The sequence below is a fragment of the Gilliamella sp. HK2 genome, assembly GCF_001690265.1.
Lineage (GTDB): Bacteria > Pseudomonadota > Gammaproteobacteria > Enterobacterales > Orbaceae > Gilliamella > Gilliamella apicola_C.
Window position 1 is genome coordinate 1 of sequence record NZ_LZGV01000071.1, and the last position, 11,646, is coordinate 11,646.

The following is an 11,646-nucleotide window of genomic DNA, read 5'->3' on the forward strand; positions in this document are numbered from 1 at the left end:
TTCCTGTAAATTCTGGCCCATTATCGACCCGTATTTTTAATGGATACCCATGATATTCGGCCAGTTTATCTAAGTAACGGGTAATCCTTACGCCTCACGATTAAAGTCATCGATGACATTGAATGTCCTAAAGCGACGTTGATTACGGCTACTGTCACTCATAAAATCCATTGACCAACATTCACCTTGTTTATTGGGGACTAATAACCTTTCCGGGCATCGTGGAGGAATGCGTTTTTTACGCTTTACCCTGAGATTAAGCTTTAATTCACAATACACCCGATATATCCGTTTATGATTCCATTGATAGCCGAGCTTTCTGATACGATTAAAACATTTAGGAAAGCCCCAGCGTAAATGCCTATCTGTGATAGCATTCAACACCGAAACAATCACCGAGTCATCCTGTAACTTAGGTTGATAATAGTAAGCACAACGGCTTAAGCCAACAATAGCACAACTCATAACAATAGTAACCGAATGATTTTGTTGTAGTTGCTGTGCCCACGTTTTACGTGCCCCAGTTGGCACTAAAGCTTTTTTATGATTTCTTCCTGAAGCTGGGATTTTAAGCTCAGTTCGGCAAACATCTGCTTAAGCTTGCGGTTTTCCGCTTCGAGTTCTTTTAGACGTTTGATGTCTGAAATTTCCATACCGCCATATTTTTCTCGCCATTTATAAAAAGTTGAATTACCCATGCCATATTTACGGCACAGCTCTTTAACGGGAATACCCGCTTCAGCTTCTTTTAAAATAGCTACGATTTGATGTTCAGTCATTTTTTTCATCATTGAATCCTCTTTTACTTTTATCATAGAGAATTTTCTACTTTTTTGCTGTACTATTTTAGGGGGTAGTTACAAGAATAGCCTCTATTCGCTTGGTTTTTGGATTTGTTGTAAGCGATTACGATCTGGATCACCTTGGTAAATAGTGCGAGAGTTCTCACTCCGAATTTGGTGACGGTCTAAAATAGTTTTGGCAGCGTTATTAGCGAGTTTTTGTCGTAAATCTAGCTCCGCATTAAGGTTGTTGATTTCTTGCTCTAGTATGCTGTTTTCTCGTGCTAGAGCACTCTGAGCTAAATCATTACTTGCGACATTCGGCTCTTTGCTACCGGTGATCATTACACGCTGTAGTAATAGTGCTTGCTCCATGACAGACGATAACGCGACTTCAGAAGCAAGACGAGTTGTCATCATGTCTAAATCAGGCTCATCACGAAGCGCTTCTATCACACCACGGGTAATGGGCAGCGATTGTCTGCCCGCATTTTGCAGATTTTCAAAGGTCATACGTTGACTACCAGAGACTAAATCCTGAATATTTTTGAGTTTTTCTTCGTAGGTTTCTTGAATGAGTGGTGTTAATCCAACGCCTGCGGTGGTTTGGGTTTTCGTGCATCCTTCGCACGTTTGATGCACTTGTTCACCGAGTATTCGCACGGCAAAGTTACTCGCTTTTTCAGGAGATGACCAAGTTTGGCAGACGAGATTATTACCACATTGGCTTTTATTGGTGCTGTTGTTGTCCGTCACTGTACGACCATTAAGTAAGTTGTACCCTGATTTTGTCACATCAGACACGACTTTTATTGGATTTTGCCCTTTGCCACCGGCATTACTGCCACCCACCCACGGCACGCCATTATTGCCTTTGTCAGCTTCCGTTTTATCAATCGCATCAACCGCATCTTTGTTTTGACTCACCGCACTCGATAATGCAGTCCCTTGAGCAAGTTGCCCCCAACCATAGCTACCACCGGCCATATCTGCCATTTTTTCGGTCATCGCACGACAAGTGAGTTTTGAACGGTCATAATCTAAGCGAGCTTGTAAGATCCCATTGGTTAACAGATTATATAGCGCGGGATCAGCCCGTTGTAATATCATGGCGGGTAATGAGGCTACAGCGCTGGTCGCGTTGTTAATGACGTTACCCATGATTTGCTGAAAGCCATTCGTTACGCCGTTGAGTTGGTTTTGTAGGGTGGTTTCCAAGTTCATGTCACCACAAATTAAGTTACTATTCCAACCCGCACCAATTTTGATACTTTGCATGTTGTTGTGCTTTGACATAGATACCGCGCGACCACCACCGATGTTGTAAAAAACATAATCATCAATGACAGCACCACTCGTATTAATACTGGTGTCATCGATTTGGGTTTGAATCGCATAACTGGTCATTGGTACAGTAAATCCAACCAGACTTAACAAACTAATAAGCAACGTACGTTTATATAAATCAATCATGTTTGGGTCCTTATTAAAAATCAATGCTATATAAAAAAGTTTGCCCACGGCGTTTACAGCAGCTATAAGGTCGCCATAACGTCCATGCATAAGCCCCATCGTCAGCTTGTTCATGTAGGGTTTGGTTGTCGGGAAACACTTGGCAACTGGATGATGGTTTGGGGGTCAGTGCCTGCCATTTTCCGGTGGACGCTTTGCTCTCAATTAATTCACCAGCAGGCCAATAGCCGTCTTTTTTGTTGGCAAGGAGTGGCAAGTAAACATGCGGTTGTCCACGGCGCGTGACGATATCGCCTGCTCGTTGTGCATTGGTTGCGGCTGCTTTGTAATCATCGGCTTGATGCGTAAAACCGCCACGCGGATAAACATTGCCCCATAAATTTGCTGAAGTACGTGTACCGATTTCTCGCGTTCCTGGGATTAACGATTCTGGATAGGCGACTTCGGGCACGTTGTAACGCCAAGCCACGGTATCAAGGTTTGAAATAAAATAAGGAATAAAGGATTGGCCTGCCCCTTGGCAGCTATAGCCGTAACTACTCACAAACTGGTTGAATAAGCTGCTACTCGGATGACCAATCACATCAACGTTATTAAATTTAGCAATGGCATTTTCGTTAGCTTGATTGGATGTTGCATAACTTCCACTTTGTGCACCAGGTACAGGGGTTCCCATAATAGCCGTTTCGGTCCAAGGGCTGTCGCCCCTACTGACATAGCTTGTGACCACAGCATCAGGGACATAGTGTTTGACTTTTACCGATGTTTTGATTTTGCAACCTAATGGTGTACACAAAAGCCAATAACAAATACCGGCAATTCGGTATTCGAGGCAATCTGGAGACAGCGTTGATACGGAAATATCGACTGTATTAATTTTGGCATTGACGCTGAACGTTGCAAAAAAGGCTACTAATACGGTGATTGAGAAATGTTTACGGTTCATCCTGTCCTCGCTGCTTAATAAGCGCTAACGCAGCTAAAACATCTGATTCACCATAAACGACATAGCGATTATCCTGAATCACAGTAGGAATTTTGATGACACCTAGCTGATAAGCCGCTAATGCACCTTGTAATGCTTGCTTCATGTTTTGTTGATAGCTGTTTGCTAACGCCGTTAACCGTGCTTTGACGAGTTGCTCAGCCTGTACAGGGTCATTGGGCAGATTGTCGGATAAGGTAGCATGAAGCTCGATGCTGTCATCAAGCATAATAATTTCGGCATCATTAGGAATATTGTGTAGTGGATGTAGTTTATCAGTCACAATAGTCACTGAAGCATGTGCAGTTAAGCTACACGCCAGTATGCTGACGATAAATAATAAGGATTTGATTTTCATGGATTGCCTTCACATTAATTGCAATGCATGAGATTTAAACCTAGTTAGGCTTTATGAACGAGGATTAATAGAAAATAAGAGTTGTTTATTTTGATTACAAAAATACTAATGCTCAGCTTGAGCATTAGTATTATGTAAATGGATCGTTACTTGCAACGTTCTTCTAGTATTGGTTTTAAATTTCGACGACCATCTATCACCATCTGAATAACAACTGTTTTTTTGTTTTCATTAATTTGATAAATGATTCGATAGACTTTAAAACTAATTTCCCGATAGCTAACTGTCTGAGTACCATAAAACTCTGCAAGATTAGCTCCCCGTTGAGGAAACATTTCAAGTGTTTTGATTGCTTTTAAAAGTTGATTAAACACATATTTTGCATTTTCAATACAGTCATTTTTTTTGATGTAATTATAAATATGCTTAATGTCTCGCTCTGCACTTTTAACAATGACTACACTATAATTAGCCGTCATCGTTAACTCTCGTTGTCTTCTGCTAAAATTTCAGCAAAGACTTCATCGACTGGGCGATATTGCCCTTGTTCCGTTTCTTGAGCTGCAACAACCAAACGTTGCAACATTGCAATTTTGTGCATTTGTTCGTCATAATCATTAACATCCATTAAAACGGCTTTAGCTTCACCGTTTTGTGTAATAACAAAGGGTTGACGATCCTCTGCTAACTTGCTCATGACTTCACCTGTATTATTTTTCAAAAACGTAATAGATTTAACTTGTCCACTTAATTGCATCATAGACTCCTTATTGGAAGTTTAACTGATTTAATTATATACCTAATTAGGTATTAAAAAAACACCTAGTTATATTTACTTTACAAATTATGAAGTTCTTTTGGGATAAATAGAAGAAAGCCCTAACAGGTGCTTTCTTCAGAATTAAAACCCAATTAATTAACCATCAATGATGGAGTGATTTAGACTTCAGGGGATTAACAACCTTTTTATCAGTGAGATAACTCGCAGTAGGTCTAATAGCTTGAAAGGGTAACTGCGTGCCATCATCTAGCACTAGTAGATGTTTTTTAATATTCACCATGTTCCTCCTGATGTATTGATTGATAATCTGGTACATCCCACATAAAATTACTTTGCGGACAATCTTGACAAATGGCTTCAAAAGAAGAATCAACAAAATCATTCGTTTCTGATTGAGTCGGTTCAATCGTCTGCGCAGGTGTATGGGTATTTTCTTGCGTTTGGATACTCTTAGGTTCTTGATGCACTTTTTTAATCGCATTAAAATAGTGATTAAAAAGATTTAGATACTTAGCAGCATCCAATTTCTTTAACAATAACTTCTGTAATAAATACGGCAGTAAAACAATCATTCCTGCGATACTAACCCAAAGGTCAAGGCGCACGACCATATTAAAGACCATGATATAAAAACAGATTTTTGCAATACCATAATAGTGCTTTAAGTGTTTAGCATCAGTTTTTTTAGTTGGTTTTGACATACCATTTCTCCATTTCAGTAAATTAAAAAAGGAGAAATGTTTTTCACAGGGAAAAGTCACTTCCCCATAGGGTTAAATACATTTATTCAAAAAAAAACAAATAATTATTGTGCTTATAAGTCAATTTAAAAAGTCAGCATTCTTTCTATCATGCTGATTCAGATAATTCATAGGATTCACCACGTACTGCGGATAAAAGTATTTTTTTACCTTTCCTACTGATTTGTAGATTTAATTGATAATTGATTACCCAATCAAATATCTTGTCATGGGGATCAAAAGATTCAAAAAAATCACTACCGCCAAGATGACGACTAGAGTAATCAAAGTAATCGGGATCAATATCAGGATTACAATTTTTCGCATAACCAATACTCATTTTATTGTGCGTATTTACCATCAAATAGACTCCACCGTCTTTAACTAACATGATGCGGCAATTGTAATTATCCCCTAAAATAGTACAGCTAAAAAGTAGAAAATTCTCTATGATAAAAGTAAAAGAGGATTCAATTATGAAAAAAACTGAACATCAAATCGTAGCTATTTTAAAAGAAGCAGAGGCAGGTATTCCTGTTAAAGAGTTGTGCCGTAAATAGGGCATGGATAATTCAACACTGAGCTTAAAATCACAGCTTCAGGAAGAAATCATAAAAAAGTTTTAGTGCCCACCAAGGCACGTAAAATGTGGGCACAGCAACTACAACAAAATCATTTGGTTACTATTGCTATGAGTTGTGCCATTGTTGGTTTAAGTCGTTGTGCTTACTATTATCAACCTAAGTTGCAGGATGACTCGGTGATTGTTTCGGTGTTGAATGCTATTACAGATAGGCATTTACGCTGGGGCTTTCCTAAGTGTTTTAATCGTATCAGAAAGCTCGGCTATCAATGGAATCATAAACGGATATATCGGGTGTATTGTGAATTAAAGCTTAATCTCAGGGTAAAGCGTAAAAAACGCACTCCTCCACGATGCCCGGAAAGGTTATTAGTCCCCAATAAACAAGGTGAATGTTGGTCAATGGATTTTATGAGTGACAGTAGCCGTAATCAACGTCGCTTTAGGACATTCAATGTCATCGATGACTTTAATCGTGAGGCGTTAGGTATTGATATTGCAGTAAGCTTACCCGCAGGAAGGATTACCCGTTACTTAGATAAACTGGCCGAATATCATGGGTATCCATTAAAAATACGGGTCGATAATGGGCCAGAATTTACAGGAAAAACCTTTATAAATTGGACTAAATCACATGATATAACCATTGATTATATCCAGCCCGGTAGCCCATATCAAAATGGCTATATTGAACGATTTAATCGTACCTGTCGTACTGAAGTACTCGATTTATATCTATTTAATAATCTAGAACAAGCAAGAAAGGTAACCGAAGAATGGTTAACGATTTATAACACCGAAAGACCGCATGAGGCATTAAATAACATGACACCGATTGAGTATAAAACACTAAAACAAGCAGCGTGATTTTCTACGTGAGTTGTGTACTAAGTTTGGGGTATTTACACTTGGAGATCTTATGAGTAATATTTCCAACTCTAATGAATCTTATAAAAATATAAATAATTTTACAAACTATACAACTTTCCAACACACCAATTTTCAGAAAATAATTCTATCTCAAAAGGAGCAGGCAGAGATTAGCAAAAAGATTAAAGAATTAAATATTTCATTCAGTAGCTATGTTTTAGCTACATTAACAGATATTTTATCAAAAGACTTTCGTAAAGGTAAGGCTGGGTGGCTAGCATATAGCCGAAGAAAAACATTAGAGGATCAATCATACGGTTGCAAAATAGGTGTAGCTTTTTTGCCGCACGATCAAGCTCCAACTTGTTTTCTTGCGCTTGCTCAAAAATATGATCAGATAGCTAAGGAAGAATCTAAAAACCCATCTCTAGATTTTGAAAAAATGAATATATCAATAGAGAAAGTTAAAGAAACACAAAATGCATGCCTTGGTCCCTGTGTAACAAATAGTGGCTCATATAAGTCAATATCTGAATACGATTTTATTCATAATATCGCAACGTGTGTGGACAGACGAAATGCAAACTATAGCATAGTTGCGCATTTAGATCGTTTTCGAGGGAGACTCTCAGTTAATCTATCATGCTCAGTTAAAATCTTTAATAGAAAGGATATATTAATATTATCAAAGTTAATTGCAACAAAGTTAACTGACAATTTACTTATCCTATAAAAAAGGAATAAACATATATGCCTTATATAAATTTATACATTAGTGAGAATAACTGGGATATTAAAGAGAAAATCATCAACTCAATTGATGAACAAATGGTAAAGTTAAAGACATTTGATAATAAGCTTTGTAAATACCGATTGATTAAAATTCAAGAATATAACGTTATACATAATGAGACTCGATGCTTACAAAACACATCTACTATTAGATGCGAATTCACAACATTTAATGATCGTTCTGAAGAAGCACTACAAGAAATTTTGATGAGTTGCCAACAGGGGTTAAAAAACGTATCTCGACATATTAACAATGATTTGAAGTACTCAACATTAATAAGGTTAATGGGGCGTACTCATCATATTAGTAATTAAACTAAGATTGTATTTAGTAATAACAAGGGGTATAGAATGGAAAGAATATTAGTTGTAGGCGGGTTATCGGGGATTGGAAAAGCAGCAACACAGAATCTTAAACAAAGCTTTCTCGTAGAAACACTTTCTCGAACGGAATACGCAGACCCCCAAATTAAACATCGCAGTTTAGATGCTACTGATAGTAATAAATTAAAAGAATATTTTAAAAATTATCCTAGTTATGATCATATTGTAGTCACTGCTGCTGAAACGCCAATAGGTTCATTAGAATCTTTAAAAGATGAGGACATAATTAAGGCAATCAATCAAAAACTTCTTTTATCATATTATGTAGCTAGAGATATCCCATGGGAAAAGTCAATTATCTTAATAAGCGGATTTTTATCAGCTAGACCGGGGCCAGCATCAGCATTACAATCAGCAATCAATGCAGGAATAGAAGGTTTAACAAGGGCAATCGCGGTAGAAAAAGCTCCGAAAAGAGCAAACTGTATATCCCCCGGCACAATTGATGCAGGTTTGTGGGATAAAATAAATCCTAACATTCGAGCTACTATTATGGAAAAAGCTAAATCACGTACATTGATAAATAAAGTGGGAAACTCTTTACAAATTGCTCAAGCAATAAGATTTGCTATCGAATGTGAATTTTTAACTGGTGAAACTATCTATGTTGATGGCGGAGCTCGTTTTGGTTGTTAATTAGTTACTACTACATACTTGATATTAATATATTTTACTTCTAGGAGTTATATATGCTGAATAATCAAAATCCATTATATAGATGGTCGATTATTTTATCTTTACTCAGCTCTTTTCTTGTTTTTCTAGATAATACAATTGTTAACCTAGGCTTACCTATAATAGAAAATGGATTACATACAACACGAGCAGAACTAGAATGGGTAATAAATGCTTACGCACTTTCTTTTGCTGCTATAATGCTGGGTTCTGGTGCCCTAACAGATTATTTTGGTCCCAAAAAAATATTTACTATAGGGTTATTTCTTTTTTTATTTACTTCTATTTTTTGTGCAATAGCCCCATCTATTTTAATTTTAAATATCAGTCGATTATTTCAGGGAGTTGGTGCAGCCCTTTTATTACCAAGTAGCCTTAAACTAGGTATATCTAATACTAATAATGATAATCATAGAGGTAAAATTGTTGGTCTTTGGGCCGCGGCTGGTGGAATCGGACTTGCAGTAGGTCCTTTTTTAGGAGGGCTGCTTGTTAATTATTTTAATTGGCCATCTATTTTTTGGGCTAACGTCATTGTTTGCCTTGTGATGCTATCAATCATACTATTGAAGTTAAAGCAGAAAGAAAACAAGCCAATTGGAAAAAAATTTGATTTCTGGGGACAGCTAGCTGCAACCGTTGCAATCGGAGGTTTAGTTTTTGGGTTGATTGAAGCACCAAGCAGAGGTTGGTCAGATAAATTAGTACTAAGTTCTTTTATTCTGATGGTTATAGGGTGTATCTCATTTTTTAGGATCGAAAATCGAGTTAGTTCACCATTACTTCCTCATAGATTATATAAAGATAAAGTATTTATAATATCAATAATACAAGGCAGCCTATTTAACTTTATGTTTTATGGATTATTATTTGCCCTTACTTTTAAATTTCAGTACTCTCTTAATATGAAAGTATTAATTAGTGGTTTTTGTTTTTTACCATTAACAGCCTTTGTTGCTGTTGGAAATTTATCAGCACCTAAAATTGCATCTCATAAAGGAAGAATATTTGTTTTAAAACTAGGACAAACTATTCTCGCTATATCTTTACTCTCTGTACTTTTACTTAACTATATACATTCCCCTTTATGGGTAATTTTAACCTCACTAGTAACTATTGGATTTTCATCAGGATTGTTGGTTCCTACAATGGTTTCACAAACATTGAGTACTGTATCATCTGATTTACATGGCGCAGCATCAGCTGCTTTTAATACATTTCGTCAGATTGGCGGGGCAGTTGGTATAGCTGTATTTGGACCATTACTTGGTGTAAAGTTTGATTTTGATACTGGTATCACTATATGTATATTATTAACAGTTATTGCTATTATTATATCTTTTATTTTATCAATATTAATTCCGAAGCAGCAATGAGATATAAGATTAAACTGATAAATAATGTTGGATGAATTTCTATAAATAATTTTAAATTAATTATTATAAATGATCTAACAAATAGTATAAGTTGATTATATGTTTTGAGTTAGCGTGAAATTTTTAGATTTGAGGAATATTAATTTGGCAGTTGTTAGCATTTTAATATTCCGATCTAAATCAATATTATTTAAGGCTACTTATTTTTGACTCATACTTTATAGCAAGCAACCCACTAATTTTGTTTTTCAACATCTGAATGCCAGGAATTATAAGGAAGCTCCTCTGTACGAGTAGCTTTATCTAGTGCTTGTATCAAGCCTTTAGTATTGAACGGTATACAATATGCTGGTTTGGCTCTCTCAAACCTCCAGCTATCTCTTAGCGCCCCAGCATCAACATAATCGAAACCAACATGACTTAATATTGAGATAGCGATCTGTTTTGCTTTATCATCATTACTGGCAATAGGAATAGCTCGTCTGTTTTGCTGATCGTTCGGTTTAGCATCTTTAACAATATCTTTTGCAAGTATGGCATTAAACACTTTAACGATACGTGAATGAGTAAGATGATCAGCCAGCATTTCAGTGGTAGTTATGTGATATTGATCCAGTTGTTCAATATGACCATCACGATCAGGATAATAATTCATTGCGTCAAAAACAATTTTATTATTAAGTAAATCAGCAGGTAACAAGGTATAGTTGATAAAGGGAATAGCAATTAATATCACCTCACCAAAAGCAATCGCTTCATGCTGGCTACCTACTTTGCATCCTATACTATAAGCAACATCATAAAGCGTCTGCTTGCCCCGAGAATTACTTAACATAACGTCATAACCTGTTTTCGTAAATAACTGTGCACAAGCTTGGCCAATAGAACCTGCACCAATGATACCTATTTTTTTCATCTTTAAGTCCTTTATTTATTAGTTGAATTGATTTGTAGAAGTTTAATAGTAAAATAATAAACAATAAATAATCATATAGTTTATTAATTAACAACTAGGAGTTGTCAATATGGATCTTTTAAAAAGTATGGAGGCCTTTGTTTTGACAGTGGATAAGGGCTCATTTGTTGCTGCATCATACTCATTGAAGATATCACCACAAATGGTGGCAAAATATATTTCTTTCTTAGAGTCTGAATTAGGTATAAAGCTTTTGAATCGTACCACGCGCTCTCAAAGTTTAACTGACTTCGGCAAACAGTATTACGAACGTTGTCTAACCATTTTATCAGAAGTAAAAGCAACAAATAATTTAGCTCAACAGTTTAGTGAAGAGCCTTATGGATTATTAAAGATTAGTGCACCGATGAGTTTTGGTAACGTTAATTTAATGCCATTTATAAGTCGTTTTATGAAACAATATCCTCACATTAGAATTGAACTAAACTTAACTTAACTTAACTTAACTGACCGCTATGTTGATTTAGTAAAAGAAGCATTTGATATAACTTTTCGGATCGGCAATCTGCCTAACTCAGGACTCATTGCACGAAAAATTAGACCTCATCAACTTACTTTTGCTGCCTCTCCATCTTATCTAGCAGAAAAAGGAATCCCTTCTTTTCCTGATGATTTAAAAAACCATTGTTGTCTTATTGTAAATACCCCAAACTTAGTACACAACTCACGTAGAAAATCATGCTGCTTGTTTTAGTGTTTTATACTCAATCGGTGTCATGTTATTTAATGCCTCATGCGGTCTTTCGGTGTTATAAATCGTTAACCATTCTTCAGTTATTCTCCTTGCTTGCGCTAAGTTGTTAAAAAGATATAAATCGAGTACTTCAGTACGATAGGTACGATTAAATCGTTCAATATAGCCATTTTGATA

At 36.3% G+C, this 11,646-nt stretch carries 15 protein-coding genes and 2 pseudogenes; 6 read left to right on the forward strand and 11 right to left on the reverse strand.

Annotated elements, in window-relative coordinates; genetic code table 11:
* Positions 1-87 precede the first annotated feature (87 nt).
* The 9 genes from A9G45_RS06375 to A9G45_RS06415 form a co-directional block, all read right to left on the reverse strand.
* Positions 88-531: an IS3 family transposase gene (locus A9G45_RS06375; protein WP_065572380.1), complete on the reverse strand. Its 444-nt coding sequence runs from the start codon at positions 529-531 to the stop codon at positions 88-90.
* Positions 531-815 carry a transposase gene (locus A9G45_RS06380; protein ID WP_141673630.1) on the reverse strand — a complete coding sequence of 95 codons (285 nt, stop codon included), beginning with the start codon at positions 813-815 and terminating at the stop codon, positions 531-533. The genes A9G45_RS06375 and A9G45_RS06380 overlap by 1 nt, the downstream gene beginning before the upstream one ends.
* 57 nt (positions 816-872) lie before the next feature.
* Positions 873-2,189: an integrating conjugative element protein gene (locus tag A9G45_RS06385; RefSeq protein WP_442903034.1), complete on the reverse strand. Its 1,317-nt coding sequence runs from the start codon at positions 2,187-2,189 to the stop codon at positions 873-875.
* Positions 2,190-2,268: 79 nt separating this feature from the next.
* Complete coding sequence (locus tag A9G45_RS06390) at positions 2,269-3,201, reverse strand: TIGR03756 family integrating conjugative element protein (RefSeq protein ID WP_065567815.1); 933 nt, start codon at positions 3,199-3,201, stop codon at positions 2,269-2,271.
* Entirely contained in the window at positions 3,191-3,598 is a 408-nt protein-coding gene (locus A9G45_RS06395; RefSeq protein WP_065567814.1) for a TIGR03757 family integrating conjugative element protein, read from the reverse strand. The genes A9G45_RS06390 and A9G45_RS06395 overlap by 11 nt, the downstream gene beginning before the upstream one ends.
* 146 nt (positions 3,599-3,744) lie before the next feature.
* The gene (locus tag A9G45_RS06400; protein ID WP_065567813.1) at positions 3,745-4,077 is read right to left on the reverse strand and encodes a type II toxin-antitoxin system RelE/ParE family toxin; all 333 of its coding nucleotides are present in this window, start codon (positions 4,075-4,077) and stop codon (positions 3,745-3,747) included.
* 2 nt (positions 4,078-4,079) lie between these two features.
* Positions 4,080-4,358 carry a type II toxin-antitoxin system Phd/YefM family antitoxin gene (locus tag A9G45_RS06405; protein ID WP_218057051.1) on the reverse strand — a complete coding sequence of 93 codons (279 nt, stop codon included), beginning with the start codon at positions 4,356-4,358 and terminating at the stop codon, positions 4,080-4,082.
* Positions 4,359-4,645: 287 nt separating this feature from the next.
* Positions 4,646-5,080, reverse strand: coding sequence for a hypothetical protein (locus A9G45_RS06410; RefSeq protein WP_065567811.1), 435 nt, complete (start codon positions 5,078-5,080; stop codon positions 4,646-4,648).
* Between the two features lie 148 nt (positions 5,081-5,228).
* Positions 5,229-5,510: a DUF3085 domain-containing protein gene (locus A9G45_RS06415; protein ID WP_065572382.1), complete on the reverse strand. Its 282-nt coding sequence runs from the start codon at positions 5,508-5,510 to the stop codon at positions 5,229-5,231.
* A gap of 85 nt (positions 5,511-5,595) precedes the next feature.
* On the opposite strand from A9G45_RS06415, the pseudogene A9G45_RS06425 reads away from it, so the two are divergent.
* The 5 genes and pseudogenes from A9G45_RS06425 to A9G45_RS06445 all read left to right on the forward strand — a co-directional run bounded on the left by A9G45_RS06425 (position 5,596) and on the right by A9G45_RS06445 (position 9,799).
* Positions 5,596-6,569 (forward strand): annotated as a pseudogene (locus A9G45_RS06425) (IS3 family transposase).
* A 52-nt stretch (positions 6,570-6,621) separates the two neighbouring features.
* Positions 6,622-7,305: a hypothetical protein gene (locus A9G45_RS06430; protein WP_065567808.1), complete on the forward strand. Its 684-nt coding sequence runs from the start codon at positions 6,622-6,624 to the stop codon at positions 7,303-7,305.
* 95 nt (positions 7,306-7,400) lie between these two features.
* Positions 7,401-7,679, forward strand: a complete 279-nt coding sequence (locus A9G45_RS06435) for a hypothetical protein (RefSeq protein ID WP_141673631.1) — start codon at positions 7,401-7,403, stop codon at positions 7,677-7,679.
* Between the two features lie 36 nt (positions 7,680-7,715).
* Positions 7,716-8,384 carry an SDR family oxidoreductase gene (locus A9G45_RS06440; RefSeq protein ID WP_065567806.1) on the forward strand — a complete coding sequence of 223 codons (669 nt, stop codon included), beginning with the start codon at positions 7,716-7,718 and terminating at the stop codon, positions 8,382-8,384.
* Between the two features lie 53 nt (positions 8,385-8,437).
* The gene (locus A9G45_RS06445; protein ID WP_065567805.1) at positions 8,438-9,799 is read left to right on the forward strand and encodes an MFS transporter; all 1,362 of its coding nucleotides are present in this window, start codon (positions 8,438-8,440) and stop codon (positions 9,797-9,799) included.
* A gap of 235 nt (positions 9,800-10,034) precedes the next feature.
* Here the strand turns inward: A9G45_RS06445 and A9G45_RS06450 are convergent, their stop codons facing one another.
* A complete protein-coding gene (locus tag A9G45_RS06450) occupies positions 10,035-10,715 on the reverse strand; it encodes an NADPH-dependent F420 reductase (protein ID WP_065567804.1) in 681 nt (226 codons plus the stop codon).
* A 127-nt stretch (positions 10,716-10,842) separates the two neighbouring features.
* On the opposite strand from A9G45_RS06450, the pseudogene A9G45_RS14725 reads away from it, so the two are divergent.
* Positions 10,843-11,469: pseudogene (locus tag A9G45_RS14725) on the forward strand (LysR family transcriptional regulator).
* Here the strand turns inward: A9G45_RS14725 and A9G45_RS06460 are convergent.
* On the reverse strand, positions 11,452-11,646 hold a 195-nt coding region (locus A9G45_RS06460; RefSeq protein ID WP_141673607.1), incomplete at its 5' end, for an integrase core domain-containing protein. The pseudogene A9G45_RS14725 and the gene A9G45_RS06460 sit on opposite strands and share 18 nt — an antisense overlap.